Origin of the sequence: Methylobacterium sp. Leaf112 (assembly GCF_001423295.1) — a bacterium.
GTDB lineage: Bacteria > Pseudomonadota > Alphaproteobacteria > Rhizobiales > Beijerinckiaceae > Methylobacterium.
On the sequence record NZ_LMNG01000023.1, the window covers coordinates 105,662 to 125,308 of the forward strand.

A 19,647-nucleotide genomic window follows, 5' to 3' on the forward strand; every position below is an offset into this window, starting at 1 on the left:
AACGGATTTTTGTCAAAACTCGATTGTGCAACGCAAAAACTCATAGCGATTGCAGAGATCGCCGGGACGGCAAACCTCACAGAGAGGCAATATCCTGCGCGATGGTGGATGCGGCGGCGCGGGCCTCGACGATCAGGGCGGCGCAGAGCGGCGTCATCGGTTCACGCTCGGGCACGACGAGGCCGATGAGGTGGCTGACGTCGGGCTCGACGATGGGCACGGCCCGTACCCGCTCGCTGAGGCGGAAGCTGTCGGCCAGCACTGCCGGCATGATGCTGGCCCACTTCGCGGTCCGGACATGGGTGAGCAGCACGATCATCGAGTTCGATTCGAGGAGCGGCGCCGAAACCCGCCCGACATTGGTGAGGTGCCGGTCGATGATCCGGCGGTTCTGCATGTCGGGGGTGAGGAGGCAGAGCGGGATGCGGGCCACCTCCTCCCATGTCACCGAGTCCCGGGCGCCGAACACGCCGTCCACCGCCGTGAGCAGCCGGTAGCGCTCGCGGTAGAGCGGCACGGCGGTGAGGCGTCCCAGCGGCTCGTTCTCCAGGTAGGTGATGCCGGCATCGATCTCGAGATCGGCGATGAGGCGACCGATCTCCCCCGAGGTGGTGGAGTGCACGGAGAACCGTACCTCGGGGTGGCGCATCCGGAACGGTGTCGTCAGGGCTGCGACGATGGGCGTCGCCGTGGGGATCGCGGCGAGCCGCAGGGTCCCGGACAGGCCGCGCCGGAGGCTCGCCACCTCCTCCCGCATGGCACGTGCATCCCCGACGATGCGGCGCGCCCATTCGAGCACCCGCTCGCCCTCCGGGGTGAAGCCCTGGAAGCGTGAGCCGCGCTGGACCAGCATGACGCCGAGGCGTTCCTCGAGCTGCTTCACGCCGGCCGACAGGGTCTGCTGCGAGACGTTGCAGACCTGCGCGGCCCGGCCGAAATGACGCTCGCGGGCGAGAGCGAGGATGAATTCGAGGCGTTCGATCACGGACCGGCACGAACCTCCCTGACGACGGGACTCCCCTTTGGGGGAACGCGCGCATCGCGCGAATCCGACCCGGCGTAACCCGCTGGAATGCCGCCGATGCGACGCTGTTGCGGTTGCGCCCCCACAATCCATGTGGTCTGACACGCCGATCGGCATTCAAGGTGGGCAAAATCCGCGGGATGCCGCAACACCCGCAGAACGCACTTGCGCTTTCGTCTAAATATAGCAAGAGGCGCGGGGACAATCGATCACGTCATGGGGAGCCGAGAGAGGCAGATGCGGACGACGCAGGCGCAACACCGGTCATCATGGGGGCTTGCCGCGCTTGGCGCCGTCCTCGTCTCGTCATCCTCCGCGTTGGCGGCGGGCATCGGTCAACCCGTGCCCTGGCAGATGGACCGTCAGGTCCCGGTCACCGAGAATGCACGGGACATCCACACGTTCGAGCAGGGCATGCACTGGCTCTCGTTCGGCATCTCGCTCTTCGTGCTGGCGCTGATCCTGTATTGCGTCTTCCGCTTCAGCGAGAAGGCGAACCCAACGCCGTCGAAGACCACCCACAACACACTCATCGAGGTGGCCTGGACCATCGTCCCGGTGCTGATCCTCGTCGCCGTCGCGATTCCCTCTTTCCGCCTGCTGCGCACGCAGCTCTCGGACCCGAAGGCCGACGTGCTGGTGAAGGTGATCGGCCACGCCTGGTACTGGTCCTACGAGTATCCGGCCGTGGAGAACGGCGGGGGCTTCACGTTCGACGCCAACCTCGACGAGGACAAGCAGCCCAAGCTGCTCGGCACCGACAACGACATGGTCGTGCCGGTGAACAAGATCGTGAAGATCCAGGTCACCGCCGCCGACGTGCTTCATTCCTGGGCGATCCCGTCTTTCGGCTTCAAGATCGACGCCATCCCCGGCCGCCTCAACCAGTTCTGGTTCAAGGCCGAGCGCGAGGGCACCTATCACGGTCAGTGCTCCGAGCTCTGCGGCGCCCGTCACGCCTACATGCCGATCACGGTCCAGGTCGTGAGCGACGAGGCGTACGCGAAGTGGCTCGCCGAGGGTAAGACGAAGTTCGCTCGGATCGACAACGACACCTCGAAGTTCGCTGCGGCCCGCTGACGGGTCCGGCCTCGTTTCATGAGATTCAAGAGAAACCTGGACTGAGGTCTATCCATGGCTAACGCCGCAGCACATTCGGGGCACCACGACGCCCACGCCCACGATCACAAGCCACCGTTCTTCTCCCGCTGGTTCCTGTCCACGAACCACAAGGACATCGGCACTCTCTATCTGCTGTTCGCCTTCTGCGCGGGCATCATCGGCGCGTTCCTCTCCTTCGGCATCCGCATGGAGATGGAGGAGCCCGGCCTCCAGTATTTCGCCAACCCCGGCACCTACAACGTGTTCGTGACCGGCCACGGCCTCATCATGGTGTTCTTCATGGTGATGCCCGCCCTCATCGGCGGCTTCGGCAACTGGTTCGTGCCCCTCATGATCGGCGCGCCCGACATGGCGTTCCCGCGCATGAACAACATCTCGTTCTGGCTGACGGTGGCGGGCTTCCTCAGCCTCGTCTGCTCGCTGTTCGTCGAGGGCGCTCCGGGCTCCAGCGGCGCCGGCACCGGCTGGACCGTCTACCCTCCGCTCTCCAGCGCCGGACATCCCGGCCCCGCCGTCGACTTCGCGATCTTCGCTCTCCACCTCTCGGGCGCCGGCTCGATCCTCGGCGCCATCAACTTCATCACCACGATCCTGAACATGCGCGCGCCGGGCATGACCCTGCACAAGATGCCGCTGTTCGCCTGGTCGATGCTGGTGACCGCGTTCCTGCTGCTCCTGTCGCTGCCGGTTCTCGCCGGCGCGATCACCATGCTGCTCACCGACCGCAACTTCGGCACGACCTTCTTCGATCCGGCCGGCGGCGGTGATCCGGTGCTCTACCAGCACCTGTTCTGGTTCTTCGGTCACCCCGAAGTGTACATCATGATCCTGCCGGCCTTCGGCATCGTCTCGCACATCATCTCGACCTTCTCGCGCAAGCCGGTGTTCGGATACCTCGCCATGGCCTACGCCATGGTGGCCATCGGCGTCGTCGGCTTCGTCGTGTGGGCACACCACATGTACACCGTCGGACTGTCGCTCCAGACCCAGTCCTACTTCGTGTTCGCCACCATGGTGATCGCGGTGCCCACCGGCGTGAAGATCTTCTCGTGGATCGCCACCATGTGGGGCGGGTCCATCCGCTTCACCGCCGCCATGCACTGGGCCGTCGGGTTCATCTTCCTGTTCACCGTCGGTGGCGTCACTGGCGTCGTGCTCGCGAACTCGGCCGTCGATAAGTACCTGCACGACACCTACTATGTCGTGGCGCACTTCCACTACGTGCTCTCGCTCGGCGCGGTGTTCATCATCTTCGCCGGTGTCTACTACTGGTTCCCGAAGATGACCGGCCACATCATCCCCGAATGGGCAGGCAAGCTGCACTTCTGGCTCGCCTTCATCGGCGCGAACGTACTGTTCTTCCCGATGCACTTCCTCGGTCTCGCCGGCATGCCGCGTCGCTATGCCGACTACCCGGAGGCGTTCGCCGGATGGCACAAGGTCTCGACCTGGGGCGGGCACATCTTCGCCCTCGGCATGGTGGTGTTCTTCATCGGTGTGGTTCTGGCGTTCCGCTCCAGCCGACGCGCCGCCGACAATCCCTGGGGTGAAGGTGCGACCACCCTCGAGTGGACGCTGTCGTCGCCGCCGCCCTTCCACCAGTTCGAGACGCTGCCCCGCATCGTCGACGAGCCGGGCCACTAAGAGAAAAGCCACAGCTTTTCGGATTGCGAGGACCGCGCCAGCGGTCCTCGCTCTTTCCCGGATGCCTTCCCACCGAACTCGCGGGCGGGCATCCCGAAAAGGGCGGCGCCAGGACGTCACACTCGATGACGGCGCGATCCGAAGCCCCATTCGCTACGACAAACTCAATCAGGTCCCCATGCAGGTCCCCATGACGAGCCTGTCGAACAGCCTATCCGCTGACGCCGAGCCGCAACCGGTCATCATGGCCGTCGGCGGCGAAGTCTCCGACTTCTTCGCCCTGTTGAAGCCCCGGGTGATGGTGCTGGTGATCTTCACCGCACTCGTCGGCATGGCGGTATCGAACGTCCACATCCAGCCGGTGGTGGGTACGATCTCGCTGCTCATGATCGCGGTTGGTGCCGGCGCCTCCGGCTGCCTCAACATGTGGTGGGACGCCGACATCGACGCGGTGATGACCCGGACGGCCAAGCGCCCGATTCCGGACGGGCGCATCCAGCCCAACGAAGCCCTGGCCTTCGGCATCGTCCTATCCGTCGGCTCGGTCCTTGTTCTCGGCCTCGCCTCGAACTGGCTCGCCGCCGGGCTCCTCGCCTTCACCATCGTGTTCTACGCGGTGTTCTATTCCATGTGGCTGAAGCGTGCGACGCCACAGAACATCGTTATCGGGGGTGCCGCAGGCGCCCTGCCCCCGGTCATCGGTCAGGCCGTCGTCACAGGCTCCGTCGGCATCGAGTCGATCGTCCTGTTCCTCATCATCTTCATCTGGACGCCGCCGCACTTCTGGGCGCTGGCGCTGATCAAGTCCGGAGAATACGCCAAGGCCGGCATCCCGATGATGCCGAACGTGGCTGGGCCGCAATCGACCCGCCGCCAGATCATCTACTACTCCCTCGTCCTGTTCCCCATCGGCCTCGCCCCGGTCTTTCTCGGCTTCGGTGGACTGCTCTACGGCGTGACGGCGCTGCTGGGTGGCCTCGGCATGCTGGCTTTCAGCGTTCACGTTTTCCGCAATCGGGAGGGCGAGGCAGAGCGCAAGGCGGCGCTCGGCATGTTCGGCTTCTCGATCCTCTACCTCTTCCTACTGTTCTCCGCCCTTCTGGCCGAGCACAGCCTTGGCCTGTTTCGGACGGTGATCGCGTGAGCGGCCTTCAGAACCAGCCGCGGCCGTTGACGCCGGAGGAGGCGCAGCGCCGGCGCAAGCGTTCCCTCGCCATCGCGGCCGTCCTCTTCACCCTCGTGGCGATCTTCTACGTTCTGACCATCGCGAAGCTCGGACCTCAGGTCCTCAATCGCGCACTCTGACGCGTGGCGAGGGAGACACCATGACCGATCGCACGAATCCCTCCCGCAAGGCCGCCGTCACGGCGTTCGCCTGCGCGGGCCTCGCCTTCGGAATGATCGGCCTCGCCTTCGCGTCGGTGCCGCTCTACGACATGTTCTGCAAAGCAACGGGCTTCGACGGCACCCCGCGCAAGGGCATCGCTCAGGTGGCGGCCGCCACCGACGACGGCATGCTGGTCCGGTTCGATACCAACGTATCCTCCAGCCTGCCCTGGCGCTTCCAGGCCGAGGCCGCCGAAGTCACGGCCCGCCTGGGCGAAACCAAGACCGTTTTTTTCAAGGTGAAGAACACCGGCACCGTACCATCCACCGGCATCGCGACCTTCAACGTCCAGCCGGCGCTGATGGGCGCGTTCTTCGTCAAGATCGAGTGCTTCTGCTTCAATGAGCAGACCCTGCAGCCGGGCGAGACCATGGACTTCCCGGTGGTGTTCTACATCGATCCGGCCGTACGCCAGGATTCGAACACCGCGCACCTCTCGGAGATGACGCTGTCCTACACCTACTTCGCGTCGAAGAACGGTCAGCCCACGGCCGCGCTTGCGACAACGGGCGGCACGGGAAAGAAGTCGAATTTCTGACGCAGCAAGCGTGACAAGAGCGCGCCCGGCCGATTAAGGGTCTGAGCGTGGAAGCCGGGCATCCGGTCGAGCCGAAACAATGAGAGAGCCCGGGGCCGTCACGGTCGGGGCCCAGGGGTCAGGAGAGACGTTAGATGGCCGAGGCGCACGCCAAGAACCACGATTTCCACATTCTCGCCCCGAGTCCGTGGCCGCTCATCGGCGCCTTCTCCGGCTTCCTGATGGCGTTCGGGGCCGTCTTCTGGATGAAGAGCCTCACCATCGGCACCCTCAGCCCGGGTCCGTACATCTTCGGTGCCGGCACCATCGGCGTGCTCTACACCATGTACGCCTGGTGGAAGGACGTGGTCCACGAGGCCAACACCGGCGATCACACCCGCGTGGTGCAGCTCCACCACCGCTACGGCATGATCATGTTCATCGCCTCGGAGGTGATGTTCTTCGCCGCGTGGTTCTGGGCCTATTTCGAGGCAGCGCTCTACACCGCCGACCCCATCCAATCGACCCGCGTCGATTTCACCGGCGGGACGTGGCCGCCCAAGGGCATCGAAGCCTTCGACCCTTGGCACCTGCCGCTTCTCAACACCCTGATCCTGCTGACCTCGGGCACGACCATCACGTGGGCGCACCACGCCCTGCTGCATGACGACCGCAAGGGCCTGAAGTATGGTCTGTGGCTGACGATCATCCTCGGCGTGCTGTTCTCGGCCTGTCAGGCCTACGAGTACGCCCACGCCCATTTCGGCTTCTCGGGCAGCATCTACTCGGCGACCTTCTTCATGGCGACGGGCTTCCACGGCTTCCACGTCATCATCGGCACCATCTTCCTGGCCATCTGCCTCTACCGTGCGTATCTCGGTCAGTTCACCGTGAAGCAGCACCTCGGTTTCGAGTTCGCCGCTTGGTACTGGCACTTCGTTGACGTGGTCTGGCTGTTCCTGTTCGCCTCGATCTACGTCTGGGGATCTGGCATCGGACACGCCGCCCACTGATCGTAAGCGGCCCTCGGCTGCATGGGAGATATGAAAGGGCGGCGCGAGCCGCCCTTTCGCGTGTCGAGACCAACTCCTATCCCCATATCCAGATCGAGCTGATGCTCACCCGGGCTCGAGGAGTACGAATCTTGGACGCTACGCGGCCGCTTCCCCCACCGATTCCCACAGGACTGCGCGGTCGCTGCCCGCGCTGTGGGGAAGGTCACATGTTCGACGGCTTCCTCACCTTCGCGCCGTCCTGCGAAGCCTGCGGTCTCGACTATTCCGGCTTCAATTCCGGCGATGGTCCGGCCTTCTTCGTCATGTCCATCGTCGGTACCATCGTGGTCGGCCTCGCCCTGTGGATGGAGATTTCCTACGAGCCGCCGATCTGGGTCCACGCCGTCGTCGCCGGGTCGCTCTCCATTGGTCTGAGCCTCGCCATTATTCGGCCTCTCAAGGGCGTGCTCGCGGCCCTTCAATTCGCCAACAAGGCCGAGCAGGGACGCTTTCGCTAGTGTCGGCCGTTCGACCTGGGGCCGTGCGAGCTCTGATCGCGCCCGGCCTCGTCTCGCTCGTTTGTCTCGCGATTCTCCTCGGCCTCGGCGTTTGGCAGCTCGATCGCAAGAGCCAGAAGGAAGCGCTCATCGGGCGCATCCTCGACCGGTCGCGCATCGAACCACCGGCGTCCTTGCCGGCGCCGGGCACGTGGAACCCAGAGGCCGACGAGTTTCGGCGAGTGCGGGTGACCGGCACGCTACTCAACGACCGCGAGACCCTCGTCCATGGCTTGGCCGCCGGCGCCGCACCCGGTCGCGCGCTCCAGGGCTATTATGTCCTGACGCCGCTACGGCGGTCCGAGGGCGATACGGTGCTGATCAACCGCGGCTTCGTACCCACGGAACTGAAAGCGCCGACGAGCCGGACGGTCGGGCAGATCGCGGGCGAGACCACGATCACCGGTATCCTGCGGGGTTCCGAGCCGCGGACCATGTTCGTCCCCGCCCCCGATGCGGCGCGCAACGAGTGGTTCAACCGCGACATCGCCGGCATCAGCGCGGCAGCCGGGCTGGCGGCCCCTCTGCCCTATCTCGTCGAAGCCGACGCCACTCCCAATCCGGGCGGCTGGCCGAAGGGCGGTCAGTTGCGGGTCGACCTGCCGAACAACCATCTGCAATACGCCTTCACGTGGTTCGGCATCGCCGGCTGCCTCATCGGTGTCTTCGGTGTGTTCGCCTGGAAGCGCCTCTTCGACGCACCCGACCCTGCCTGACCGTTCTCCGTCGGCTTGCCGGCAACGGGGTGTGCGCTACTCTCTGGGAGGGCGGATCACGCCCTGGAGTGTGCCCATGCGCGCCGCGATCCTGTTGCTGACCCTCGGTTTGACGTGGAGCGCGGCGCACGCCGCCGATGAAGCTGGGCGCGAGGCTGCCCGCGCCACCGTCACCCGACAGATCGAGGCTTTCCGGAAGGACGATGCGGCGACGGCCTACGCCCAGGCTGCACCTGCGATCCAGGGGATGTTCCCCTCGCCCGACACCTTCCTCGCTATGGTGCGACAGGGCTACGCCGCCGTCTATCGCGCTCGAAGCTACAGCGTGGACCGGGTGGAGGATGTCGATGCCAACGGTGTCGCCCTCGGTGTGAAGCTGCAGGACGAGGCCGGCATCGACTGGGTGGCCCTCTACACCCTGGAGAGACAAGCAGACGGTGCATGGCGCATCACGGGGTGCCAACTCAAGAAGGCGCCGGGCACCAGCACCTGAGGCGCATCAGGTTTCGACAGGCCGGACGGCTTGGTGTAGACGGGGCGCCTTCCTGGAGGCCCCTTTGCTTCACGTTTCGACCCGCGGCGCAGCGGCGCCCCTTTCCTTCTCCGACGCCTTGCTCGCCGGGCTTGCCCGCGACGGCGGTCTCTACGTGCCCGAGAGCTGGCCGCAACTGTCGCACGAGACCATCGCGGGGCTCGCGGGCCTGCGCTACGCCGATGCCGCCAAGATCGTCCTGCGCCCTCTGATCGACGGCGAGATCGCGGATGCCGATTTCGATCGGATGATCGAGGACTCGTACGCGACGTTCCGGCACCCGGCCGTGTGTCCGCTGACCCAGCTCGACGACAACCTATTCCTGCTCGAACTCTTCCATGGGCCGACGCTCGCGTTCAAGGACGTGGCGATGCAGCTCCTCGGGCGGCTCATGGACCATGTCCTGCGGGCGCGCGGGTCGCGGGCGACCATCGTCGGTGCCACCTCGGGCGACACCGGCTCGGCGGCCGTCGAAGCGTTCCGCGGCCTCGATCAGGTCGACATCTTCATCCTGTTTCCGGAGGGCCGCGTCTCGGAGGTCCAGCGTCGGCAGATGACGTCGGTCGGGGCGGACAACGTCCACGCCATCGCCATCGACGGCAATTTCGATGATTGCCAGAACATCGTCAAAGCCCTGTTCCAGCACGCCGAGTTCGCCGATGCGGTGAAGCTCTCGGGCGTGAATTCCATCAACTGGGCGCGGGTCGCCGCCCAGGCGGTGTATTATTTCACCAGCGCGGTCGCTCTCGGCGCACCACATCGGCGGGTCTCGTTCGCCGTGCCCACGGGCAATTTCGGTGATATCCTGGCCGGTTGGGTCGCCAAGCGCATGGGCCTCCCCATCGATCGCCTGATGATCGGCACCAATGCCAACGACATCCTGGCACGTACCTTGGAGCACGGGTCCTATGAGGTCCGCGGCGTCCAGCCTACCTCCTCGCCCTCCATGGACATCCAGATCTCTTCGAATTTCGAGCGTCTGCTGTTCGAGGCCCTCGGCCGGGATTCGTCCAGCCTCGGCCGGCTCATGGCCGGGCTGAAACAGTCGGGCGGGTTCAGCCTCGACGAAGCGGTCCTCGACACCGTGCGCGCCGAGTTCGACGCTACCGCCGTGCCCGAGGATGCCGTGAAGGCAGAGATCGCCCGGACCTTCGCCGAAACCGGTCACGTCATCGATCCGCACAGCGCCATCGGCGTCCATGCCGCCCGACGGCTCCTCGATAAGAATCCGCGCACGCCCGTCGTCGCCTTGGCGACCGCACACGCGGCGAAGTTCCCCGATGCCGTGTCCGAGGCCGTCGGCGGAGCGCGCCCTGCCCTGCCGCCGCATCTCGCCGACCTCCTCGACCGCGAGGAAAAATTCTCCCGCGTCGCCAACGATCAGGCGGCCGTGGAGAGCTTCATCCGCACCCACGCCCGCATCACCAAGGCCGGCTGAATTCCATGAACCAGCACTTCGCCACCCATGGCGCCTCCCCTGACCTGCGGATCACCCGCCTGGACAATGGAGTCACCGTCGTCACGGAGGCGATGCCGGGTGTCGCGACGGCGACCCTGGGCGTCTGGGTCGGCGCAGGCTCCCGGCACGAGCGGCCGGACGAGAGCGGGCTCAGCCATCTCATCGAGCACATGGCGTTCAAGGGCACGACCACGCGCTCGGCCCGGCGCATCGCCGAGGACATCGAGAACGTCGGTGGCGACATCAACGCCGCCACCTCCGCCGAGGGCACGAGCTACACCGCCCGCGTACTGGGCGAGGACGCCGGCGTGGCCCTCGACGTCATCGGCGATATCCTCACGGATTCGGTGTTCGAGGCCGGCGAGCTGGCGCGTGAGAAGGGCGTGATCCTACAGGAACACGCCGCCATCGAGGATACCCCCGACGACGTGGTCTACGAGGCCTTCACCGAGGCGGCCTTCCCCGATCAGCCCATGGGTCGGCCGATCATCGGGACGCCCGAGACGATCAACAGCTTCGACCGCGCCGGCATCGAAGCCTACATCGCCCGCGAGTACACTCCGGACCGCATCGTGCTCGCGGCGGCCGGTGCGATCGCGCACGACGCCATCGTCGAATCGGCGCGGGCCCATTTCGGGGATCTCAAGGCTGCGACGCCCCCCGAGACGGTCCCGGGTGTCTACAAGGGCGGCGAGAAGCGGATCCAGAAGAAGCTCGAGCAGGCCAACGTGGTCCTCGGCCTGCCGGGCCTCTCGTTCCGCGATCCCGGCTACTACGCCCTGCATATGTTCGCTCAAGTGCTCGGAGGCGGCCTGACCTCGCGCCTGTGGCACGAGGTCCGCGAGACGCGGGGCCTCGCCTACGAGATTCAGGCGTTCCACTGGTCCTTCTACGATTGCGGGTTGTTCGGCATCGGCGCCGGCACCTCGGGCGGCGATCTCGGCCAACTGATCGACGTGACCCTGGAGGCCACAACCCGGGCGGCCCGCGACGCCGACACCGTCGAGGTCGCCCGCGCCAAGGCACAGCTCAAGGTCGCCCTGCTGTCGGCCCTCGAAACACCGGGGGGCCGCATCGAGCGCAATGCCCGCCAGATCCTGGCCTGGGGCCGGGTGATTCCGGCGCAGGAGGTCATCGCCAAGGTCGATGCCGTGACCGTCGATGATGTGCGGGCTGCCGGCAGAAGGCTTCTCACCGGCGCCCCGACCCTCGCCGCCATCGGCCCGATCAAGAAGCTGCCGTCCCTCGAGCGGATCACCGCGGCCTTGAGCGCGGCCTAAGGATTTCACGGGCGGCTTGTTTTGGCCGCAAAGGAACGTGATCCAGCGGGTCCGGCGTCACGGTTGAGAAACAGTGGGTGCCTCCGCTTCGGCGAGCACTCCGCCTTGCCGGTGGAGGTCGCCGCCGATACGACTGGGCACCCTAGCTGAGCCGTATTCGTCACACTCGCCCGCCCGGCCGGAACACTCGCCCGTTGCGTCAAATCCTCCTCGTCTTCGCCGCCGTCTTCACGGCCCTGTTCGGCGCCCTGGTCTTCAGCGCGCCGGCGCGCGCCGTCGAGGCCGTGCGGGTCACCCTCGATGCGCCGGCCATCGACCTCACGACGATGATCGAGCGCTACCGCTCGGACGGCGACCTCATCCAGATTTCCACGGCCCCGGGTAAGGACGGCATCGTCCGCCGCATCGTCGTCAAGGCGCGCGACACGGGTGCACGCCCCGACTGGATGGTGTTCGCGCTCACCAACGACACCGACGAGCAGATCGACCGGGTCCTCGTCGCCCCGCATTTCCGCCTCGTCGGGTCCGGGGTGATCTGGCCAGATCTCGGTGGCTCGCGCATCGCCGCCATCACGGCGAGCCAGGGTATCCGCCCGGAGCGCGACGAGAACCCGGAAGCCGACCAGTTCGTCATCACCCTCGATCCCGGCGCCACCGTCACTTATGTGGCCGAGTTGCGTGGACCGAACATCCCCCAGGTCTACCTCTGGGACCAGGAAGCCTACCGGAAGAAGTCCACCGGCCTGACCCTCTACAAAGGGATCATCATCGGCATCGCCGGCCTGCTGGCTCTGTTTCTAACGATCATCTTCGTGGTCAAGGGCGCGATCATCTTCCCGGCCGCCGCAGCGCTGGCGTGGTCTGTGCTCGCCTACGCGTGCATCGATTTCGGATTTCTGCAGCGCATTCTCCCCGTCACCGAGGTGGCGGAGCGAATCTATCGTGCGTCGGCCGAGGCGGTGCTGGGCGCCACCCTGCTGGTCTTCCTGTTCGCCTACCTCAACCTCAGCCGATGGCACGTGCGCTACAGCCACGTGGCGTTCTTCTGGCTCGCGTTCCTCGCGGGCCTCGTCGCGCTCGCGGTATTCGATCCGCCCGTTGCCGCGGGCGTCGCCCGCATCTCCATCGCGGCCGTGGCCGGCGTCGGCCTGCTCCTCATCGTCTATCTCGCCGCCCATAACGGCTATGACCGGGCGATCCTGCTGATCCCGACATGGTTCCTTCTTCTTGTGTGGGTGGTGGCGGCGGGGTTCGCCATCACCGGCCAGATCGGTTCCGATCTCGTGCAGCCTGCCCTCATCGGTGGTCTCGTCCTTATCGTCATGCTCATCGGGTTCACGGTGATGCAGCACGCCTTCGCCGGGGGTGGCCTCACCCACGCCCTCGTGTCCGACACCGAGCGTCGAGCGCTGGCGCTGACCGGCGCAGGGGACGTGGTGTTCGACTGGGATGTACCCGGCGACCGGGTCTTCGCCGGTCAGGAGATGGAGGGGCAACTCGGCCTGAAGCGGGGAACCCTCGAAGGTCCGGCGGTGAACTGGCTCGCCCTGGTGCATCCCTTCGACGTGGAGCGCTACTCGGCCGCCCTCGATACGGTCATCGAGGAACGGCGCGGCCGCATCGTCCACGATTTCCGCCTGCGCTCCACGGCCGGGCCGTACTACTGGTATCGCCTGAAGGCGCGCCCCGTGATCGGCACCGACGGCGAGGTGGTGCGCATCGTCGGCACCATCGCGGACGTCACCGAGGTGAAGACCGCCGAGGAACGCCTGCTGCACGATGCCGTGCACGACAGCCTCACGGGACTGCCCAATCGCGAACTGTTCCACGACCGACTCGACGCGGCACTCGCTTTTGCCAGCCAGGATGCGCGTCTGAAGCCGACGACCATCGTTCTCGACATCGACCGGTTCAAGGCCATCAACGACGCGATTGGTCTCTCGGCCGGCGACTCGATCCTGCTGACCCTGTCGCGTCGCCTCGGCCGGCTCCTCCGCCCGCAGGACACCCTGGCCCGGGTGGCGGGCGACGAATTCGCCCTCATCCTGCTGTCGGAACGCGATCCCGACCGTATCCTTTCGTTCGCCGAGATGATCCGCAAGGCCATCGCCACGCCCATCACCTACGCCGATCGCGAGATCTTCCTCACGGTGTCCGTGGGCATCGTCCTGCACGAGGTCGGAGCCACCCTGAAGCGCGAGGAGGTGTTCAAGAACGCCGAGATCGCCATGATCCAGGCCAAGCGCGGCGGCGGCGACCGCATCGAGGTGTTCCGCGCCGATATGCGCAACGAGCGCGGCGACCGCCTGATGCTCGAAGGGGACCTGCGCCGGTCCCTCGAACGCAACGAGATGAAAGTGCTGTTCCAGCCCATCGTCCGGCTGGAGGACCGCACCGTCGCGGGTTTCGAGACGCTCCTGCGCTGGGACCATCCGAGACTCGGCCGTATCCCGGCGTCCACCTTCATGCCGGTGGCCGAGGAATGCGGCTTCGTGGTCAACCTCGGAATTTTCGCCCTGGAGCGCACGGCCCTCGAACTCGCCGCCTGGCAACGTTCCCTCGACGTCGAACCGCCGATCTTCGCCACCGTCAACATGTCGTCGCGTCAGTTGCTGCGCCACGATCTCCTGCACGACGTGAAGACGATCCTGGCGCGTTCCGGCGTGCTGCCGGGGTCTCTCAAGCTCGAGCTCGCCGAGAGCCTGGTGATGGAGAATCCGGAATACGCGGCGCAGATGCTCGCCCGCATCCATGATCTGGGCGCCGGCCTGTCGCTGGATGATTTCGGGACGGGCTACTCCGCCCTGTCGTACCTCCAGCGCTTTCCGTTCGACACGATCAAGATCGACCAATCCTTCGTTCGCCAGATCGCGACGGGACGCACGGGGATCCTTCGTTCCATCGTCAAGATGGCGCAGGAACTCGGCCTCGCCATCGTGGCCGAGGGTGCGGAATCGGAAGCCGACGCGCAGGCGCTGGCGGAACTCGGCTGCGAGTACGCTCAGGGCTTCGCCTTCGGCGAGCCCATGTCGATGCTCCAGGCTCGACAGCTCCTTGGAGCGGCCCCGGAAGCCGCCTGAGACCGCCCGGTCGATCGACACGCCGAATGGCTTCGTCGAGACGGCGCGTCACGCAGGGTCGGTCGAACGCCACACGTCTGCTCGGGTCGGGACGAGTTCGTCCGCCGCCTCGGTAGAACGCCCCATCGCGTGAATGTCTTGGATCGGCTTAAACCTCCCTTAACCATGATCCGGCATCGTTCTCGATGACGAAAGGCCAGATTCGAGTGGCCGTGCGAGAGGGAATTGCGTGATGGCCGAGGCCGCACTCCGGACCGACGAAGGTTTCGACTCCACCATCGTGCGGCGCCTGATGGCCCGGCCGCTTCGACTCGTCGAGACCCCCATGGCCGAGGTCGTCACGCTTCACCCGGGCGCCGCGGCCCCCGAGAATCGCGCGCAGGCCTCCGAGGAGGTTGCTCACCTGAAGGCCCAGCTCCTCGTCATGAAGGCGGTTCTACGCTCGGAACGCGACGAGGCCGCCCACCTGCGGGCCTGCATCGCGACCATCGCCGACCCGGAGCCGCTGACGCCCGAGGCCCAGGCCGTACGCGACCGCTGGGCCGCCCTCGTCGACCAGCTCCTGCACACCGCACGATAGCCGCCCCTCCGCGACGCGCGACGCGCCGCCCTGCCCCGTTCGAGGGATACTGATGAGCGCCCGCTGCTCCCTCGTGGTCAACGGCAGGTCCGTGCGTGTTTCCACGGGTGATACGCCCCTGGAAGCCGCCCTGGCCGACGGGATGATCGCCGCGCAACCCGGTCTCCTGGGCCAGGGGTCCGGCCCCCTCCCCCGGCGTGCACAGGCACGCAGCCACCGCTCGGATACCGTCAAGCTCACCCTGCCCCGCCCCAGCCTCATCGAGCGGTCCGAGACGGTCGCTGCCCCGGTGAAGCCCGTTCCTGCGCAAAAGCGCGCCGGAACGGTCACGCAGATCACCCCACTCGGGCCCCACACCCTCGAAGTCGTGGTGACGATCACCAAGCGGCTCGCCTTCGAACCGGGCCATGGCGTGGTGGCCACCTTCGAGGGCTTCGATCCCGTCACCCTCAGTCCGACCCTGCGCGTCGATGGCGCGGCGGAACTCAACGAACTCGTCTTTCACCTTCGCCTCACCGGAGACCGCGCGGCCCTGCCCGACGCGTTCGGGGACGGCATCCGGCTCGACCATCCGGTGAAGATCAAAGGGCCCGTCGGCCGGGGCTACTACCGGCCCGGTGGCGGTCGCCTCGTCCTCGTCGCCGCCGAGACCGGATTCGCTCCGATTTGGTCCATTGCGCGGGCCGCGCGGTACATCGAGCCGGCGCGCGAGGTGGCGATCCATGTCGGTGCCCGCGACCCCCTCGACCTCTACATGCGGCCCTCCCTGGATTGGCTGCGTGCCACGGGCGTCGGCCGCGTCGTGCTCGTCGCCGACCGCAGCCGCCAGCGCCCGCCCGACGTGCGACCCGGCCCCCTGACGGCGCATCTGCCGTCGCTGCGCACCACCGATGTGGTCCATGTCGCGGGAGATGCCTCGACCGTCGGCGCCGTGGAAGTCCTGGCGGCGGCGGCCGGCGCGCGTTGCTATCCGATCCTGCTCGACCCCATCCCCTGACACGAAAAATCGGCTTCTCGTGACGAGAGCCCGGTTGGAATCGTTCGGGCGCGGCTAGAGACGTGCCCGACCACGTTGGGTCGGGACACACCGCGAGGCCTTTGTTCGGCCGCGCTCTCCGACGTACCGGCATCCACTTCTGCGGAGAGCGCTCCAGTCGGGCCGAACCCCTATTCGGGTCCGACCTGACGCACGGCCCCGCGCGCGGCGCTGGTGGCGAACATCGCATAGGCCCGCAGAGCCGTGGTGATCCGGCGCTTGCGTGGCTCGGCCGGCTTCCACCCGGCGGCGTCCTGTGCGGCTCGGCGAGCGACGAGTTCAGCCTCGTCAACGGCGAGATGGATGCTGCGTCCCGGAATGTCGATCTCGATGCGGTCGCCGTCGCGCACGAGGCCGATGAGGCCGCCCTCCGCCGCTTCCGGCGAGACGTGTCCGATGGACAGGCCGGACGAGCCACCGGAGAACCGCCCATCGGTGACCAAGGCGCAGGCTTTGCCGAGGCCCTTCGATTTCAGGTAGCTCGTCGGGTACAGCATCTCCTGCATGCCGGGACCGCCACGGGGACCTTCATAGCGGATCAAAACGACTTCGCCGGCCTTCACCCGCCCGCTGAGGATGGCGTCGACCGACGCGTCCTGGCTCTCGAACACCCGGGCGATGCCGGTGAAGGTGAGGATCGAGGCGTCGACACCCGCCGTCTTCACGATGCAGCCGTCGACGGCGAGGTTTCCGTACAGGACGGCGAGACCGCCATCCTGCGAATAGGCATGCGCCGCCGCGCGGATGACGCCGCCCTCGCGGTCGAGGTCGAGGTCCTCCCAGCGCGCCGCCTGGCTGAAGGCGACCTGGGTCGGCACACCGCCCGGCGCGGCGCGGTAGAACTCGGACACCGTGGTACTGGCCGTGCGACGCACGTCCCAGCGGTCGAGGGCTTGAGCCAGTGTGCCGGCGTGCACGCTCCCGGCCTGCGCATCGATGAGGCCGGCGCGGTCGAGTTCACCGAGGATCGCCATGATGCCACCCGCCCGGTGCACGTCCTCCATGTGGACCTCGGCCACCGCCGGGGCGACCTTGCACAGCACGGGTACGCGCCGTGAGAGCCTGTCGATGTCCGCCATGGTGAACGGCACCTCCGCCTCGTGGGCGGCGGCCAGCAGATGCAGCACCGTGTTGGTGGAGCCGCCCATGGCGATGTCGAGGGTCATGGCGTTCTCGAAAGCCGAGAAGCCCGCGACCGCGCGGGGCAGCACGCTGGCGTCGTCGCCCTCGTAGTAGCGCTTGGCGAGATCGACGATGAGGTGGCCGGCCTCGACGAACAGACGGCGGCGGTCTGCATGGGTCGCCAGCACCGAGCCGTTGCCGGGCAGGGACAGACCGAGGGCCTCGGTCAGGCAGTTCATGGAATTGGCCGTGAACATGCCCGAGCACGAGCCGCAGGTCGGACAGGCCGCGCGCTCGATGGCGGCCACATCCTCGTCGGACACTCGGTCGTCGGCCGCCGCCACCATGGCGTCGACGAGGTCGAGCTTCTTGATCACGCCCTTGAGCTGAACCTTCCCGGCCTCCATGGGGCCGCCGGACACGAACACCGCCGGGATGTTGAGGCGCAAAGCCGCCATCAGCATGCCGGGTGTGATCTTGTCGCAATTGGAGATGCACACCATCGCGTCGGCGCAGTGGGCGTTGACCATGTACTCGACGGAATCGGCGATGAGCTCGCGCGAGGGGAGCGAGTACAGCATCCCGTCATGGCCCATGGCGATGCCGTCATCGACCGCGATGGTGTTGAATTCCTTGGCGACGCCGCCGGCCGCCTCGATCTCCCGGGCCACGAGCTGGCCGAGATCCTTCAGGTGGACATGGCCGGGCACGAACTGAGTGAAGGAGTTCACCACGGCGATGATCGGTTTGCCGAAATCGCCGTCCTTCATACCGGTCGCACGCCACAGGCCGCGGGCGCCGGCCATGTTGCGGCCATGGGTGGTGGTGCGGGAACGGTAGGCGGGCATCGCATCTCTCACGGTTCGCCGCGCTTTTGCGGGCGGGAGGCGATGCGTGGCAAGGGCCTTTTCGCAGGTCTTGGGGTTCGGCCCCCGTGGAGTGTTATCGCATCAGGCCGCGCGGGCCCGCAGGCCGGCGCCATTGCCGAACGCGCGGGCGTAGAGCGAGGCGTAGGTGGTCGCGGCCTCGTCCCAGCCGAAGGTGCGCGACATGGCGGTGCGGCGCATGGCGTTGAGGCGCTTCTTCTGACCGAAGGTGTCGAGGGCCCGCCGAATGGCGCCGGAGAAACCGCGCGCCGACGCATCGCCGAAGGTGAAGCCGGTCACGCCGTCCTCGACGGTGTCGGCGAGACCGCCGGTACGATGGACGATGGGAAGCGAGCCGAAACGCTGGGCGTACATCTGAGCCAGACCGCAGGGCTCGAAGCGCGACGGCATCAGCAGGAAGTCGCTGCCGGCGAACATTCGGCGGGCATCCTGCTCGTTGAACCCGACATGGACACCGACGGCGTCGGGATGGCGGCGGGAGAGATCGCGCAGGGCCCCCTCGAACCGGCTCTCGCCCTGCCCGATGACCACGAGCTGGCCGCCCTCCGCCACGATGGTGTCGGCGGCCGCCAGGCTGAGGTCGATGCCCTTCTGGTGAACGAGGCGCGAAACGATGGCAAAGAGCGGTCCGCGTGAGACGGCCAGGCCGAACTGGCGGCGGACGGTCTCCGCATTGGCGCGCTTGCCCTTCCAGTCGTCGGCCTCGAAGCGGGTGGCGAGGTACGGATCCGTGCGCGGGTCCCAACTCTCGTCGATGCCGTTGAGGATACCGGCCAGCCGCCCCTGGGACGCGCGGGTGCGCAGCAACCCGTCGAGGCCGCAGCCGGCGTCCGGCGTCGTGATCTCGCGGGCGTAGGTGTCGCTCACCGTCGTGACGTGGGAGGCGTAGTAGATGCCGGCCTTGAGGAAGGAGAGCTGCCCGTAGAACTCGACGCCGTCCATCTGGAAGGCGTGGTCCGGGACGCCGAGACGGCCGAGGGATTCGTGCGGGAACAGGCCCTGGTAGGCGAGGTTGTGCACCGTGAGGATGCTCGGCACCCGCACTCCGGACCAGGCGAGGTAGGCCGGGGCGAGGGCCGCCTGCCAGTCGTTGAGGTGGAGAAGGTCGGCGGCCCAGGCCGGATCGACGCCACGAGCGATCTCGGCGGCGGCGAGACTCAAGCGGGCGAAGCGGATGTCGTTGTCGGCGAAATCGCCCTGCCCGTCGCCGTAGGGCGTGCCGTCGCGCTGGTAGAGTTCGGGGCTGAGGACGACGTAGATCTGGAGGCCGTCGGCGCTCTCGACCAGGCCGAGTTCGCAGGGCGGCACACCGGCATGGCCGGGCAACTGCGCGACAACGGGGATGTGGTCGAAGCGATCCACCACCTGACGGTAGCCGGGGATGAGGACGCGGATGTCGTAGTGCCGCCGCAGGGCCCGCGGCAGGGACGCCGCGACTTCGCCGAGACCGCCGGTCTTCACGAAATCCGCCATCTCGGGCGTGGCGAACAGGATGCGGGGCTGATGCAGCGGAGGGATCGTCTGGCCGAGAAGGCCACGGGCGGAGGCGGAGTGAGCAGTCGCCGCAGACGTCATTTTATCCTTGCCGCTCCGGGCACCTTGGACGTGCAGGGCGAAACAACCCGTGGCTGACGTCGGCATCGTGAACGCCCCGATTGGTAAATGGTTCCGTTGCGATGCACAATCCAAGCCACGATTTCGGTTACGAA

The 19,647-nt window shown here is 66.8% G+C and carries 17 protein-coding genes; 14 read left to right on the plus strand and 3 right to left on the minus strand.

Annotated elements, in window-relative coordinates; genetic code table 11:
* Nucleotides 1–76 precede the first annotated feature (76 nt).
* Nucleotides 77–985: a LysR family transcriptional regulator gene (locus ASF52_RS10860; RefSeq protein ID WP_056171667.1), complete on the minus strand. Its 909-nt coding sequence runs from the start codon at nt 983–985 to the stop codon at nt 77–79.
* A 276-nt stretch (nt 986–1,261) separates the two neighbouring features.
* On the opposite strand from ASF52_RS10860, the gene coxB reads away from it, so the two are divergent.
* The 14 genes from coxB to ASF52_RS10930 all read left to right on the plus strand — a co-directional run bounded on the left by coxB (nt 1,262) and on the right by ASF52_RS10930 (nt 15,890).
* Entirely contained in the window at nt 1,262–2,104 is an 843-nt protein-coding gene (coxB, locus tag ASF52_RS10865; RefSeq protein WP_056171669.1) for a cytochrome c oxidase subunit II, read from the plus strand.
* Between the two features lie 54 nt (nt 2,105–2,158).
* A complete protein-coding gene (gene ctaD, locus ASF52_RS10870) occupies nt 2,159–3,790 on the plus strand; it encodes a cytochrome c oxidase subunit I (protein WP_056171670.1) in 1,632 nt (543 codons plus the stop codon).
* Nucleotides 3,791–3,980: 190 nt separating this feature from the next.
* Nucleotides 3,981–4,934 (plus strand): heme o synthase, encoded by a 954-nt coding sequence (locus ASF52_RS10875; protein WP_056172166.1) that lies wholly within the window; start codon nt 3,981–3,983, stop codon nt 4,932–4,934.
* Nucleotides 4,931–5,095 carry a hypothetical protein gene (locus ASF52_RS22955; RefSeq protein WP_056171672.1) on the plus strand — a complete coding sequence of 55 codons (165 nt, stop codon included), beginning with the start codon at nt 4,931–4,933 and terminating at the stop codon, nt 5,093–5,095. Before ASF52_RS10875 ends, ASF52_RS22955 begins: the two co-directional genes overlap by 4 nt.
* Nucleotides 5,096–5,115: 20 nt before the next feature.
* Nucleotides 5,116–5,715, plus strand: coding sequence for a cytochrome c oxidase assembly protein (locus ASF52_RS10885; protein WP_056171674.1), 600 nt, complete (start codon nt 5,116–5,118; stop codon nt 5,713–5,715).
* A 134-nt stretch (nt 5,716–5,849) separates the two neighbouring features.
* Complete coding sequence (locus ASF52_RS10890) at nt 5,850–6,707, plus strand: cytochrome c oxidase subunit 3 (RefSeq protein ID WP_056171676.1); 858 nt, start codon at nt 5,850–5,852, stop codon at nt 6,705–6,707.
* A gap of 101 nt (nt 6,708–6,808) precedes the next feature.
* On the plus strand, nt 6,809–7,207 hold the full coding sequence (locus tag ASF52_RS10895) for a DUF983 domain-containing protein (protein ID WP_056172168.1): 399 nt from the start codon (nt 6,809–6,811) through the stop codon (nt 7,205–7,207).
* 23 nt (nt 7,208–7,230) lie between these two features.
* Nucleotides 7,231–7,962 carry an SURF1 family protein gene (locus ASF52_RS10900; protein WP_244472850.1) on the plus strand — a complete coding sequence of 244 codons (732 nt, stop codon included), beginning with the start codon at nt 7,231–7,233 and terminating at the stop codon, nt 7,960–7,962.
* A gap of 76 nt (nt 7,963–8,038) precedes the next feature.
* On the plus strand, nt 8,039–8,455 hold the full coding sequence (locus ASF52_RS10905) for a DUF4864 domain-containing protein (protein ID WP_056171677.1): 417 nt from the start codon (nt 8,039–8,041) through the stop codon (nt 8,453–8,455).
* A gap of 64 nt (nt 8,456–8,519) precedes the next feature.
* The gene (thrC, locus tag ASF52_RS10910; RefSeq protein WP_056171680.1) at nt 8,520–9,932 is read left to right on the plus strand and encodes a threonine synthase; all 1,413 of its coding nucleotides are present in this window, start codon (nt 8,520–8,522) and stop codon (nt 9,930–9,932) included.
* Nucleotides 9,933–9,937: 5 nt separating this feature from the next.
* Complete coding sequence (locus ASF52_RS10915; RefSeq protein WP_056171682.1) at nt 9,938–11,233, plus strand: M16 family metallopeptidase; 1,296 nt, start codon at nt 9,938–9,940, stop codon at nt 11,231–11,233.
* Nucleotides 11,234–11,427: 194 nt separating this feature from the next.
* Nucleotides 11,428–14,313, plus strand: coding sequence for a sensor domain-containing phosphodiesterase (locus ASF52_RS10920; protein WP_056171684.1), 2,886 nt, complete (start codon nt 11,428–11,430; stop codon nt 14,311–14,313).
* 232 nt (nt 14,314–14,545) lie between these two features.
* The gene (locus ASF52_RS10925) at nt 14,546–14,893 is read left to right on the plus strand and encodes a hypothetical protein (RefSeq protein WP_056171686.1); all 348 of its coding nucleotides are present in this window, start codon (nt 14,546–14,548) and stop codon (nt 14,891–14,893) included.
* Nucleotides 14,894–14,945: 52 nt separating this feature from the next.
* Nucleotides 14,946–15,890 carry a hypothetical protein gene (locus tag ASF52_RS10930; RefSeq protein WP_056171687.1) on the plus strand — a complete coding sequence of 315 codons (945 nt, stop codon included), beginning with the start codon at nt 14,946–14,948 and terminating at the stop codon, nt 15,888–15,890.
* Between the two features lie 170 nt (nt 15,891–16,060).
* Here the strand turns inward: ASF52_RS10930 and ilvD are convergent, their stop codons facing one another.
* Both ilvD and glgA read right to left on the minus strand, forming a co-directional pair.
* Nucleotides 16,061–17,899 (minus strand): dihydroxy-acid dehydratase, encoded by a 1,839-nt coding sequence (gene ilvD / locus ASF52_RS10935; protein ID WP_056171689.1) that lies wholly within the window; start codon nt 17,897–17,899, stop codon nt 16,061–16,063.
* Nucleotides 17,900–18,001: 102 nt separating this feature from the next.
* Nucleotides 18,002–19,513: a glycogen synthase GlgA gene (glgA, locus tag ASF52_RS10940; protein WP_056171691.1), complete on the minus strand. Its 1,512-nt coding sequence runs from the start codon at nt 19,511–19,513 to the stop codon at nt 18,002–18,004.
* Between the last annotated feature and the right edge of the window lie 134 nt (nt 19,514–19,647).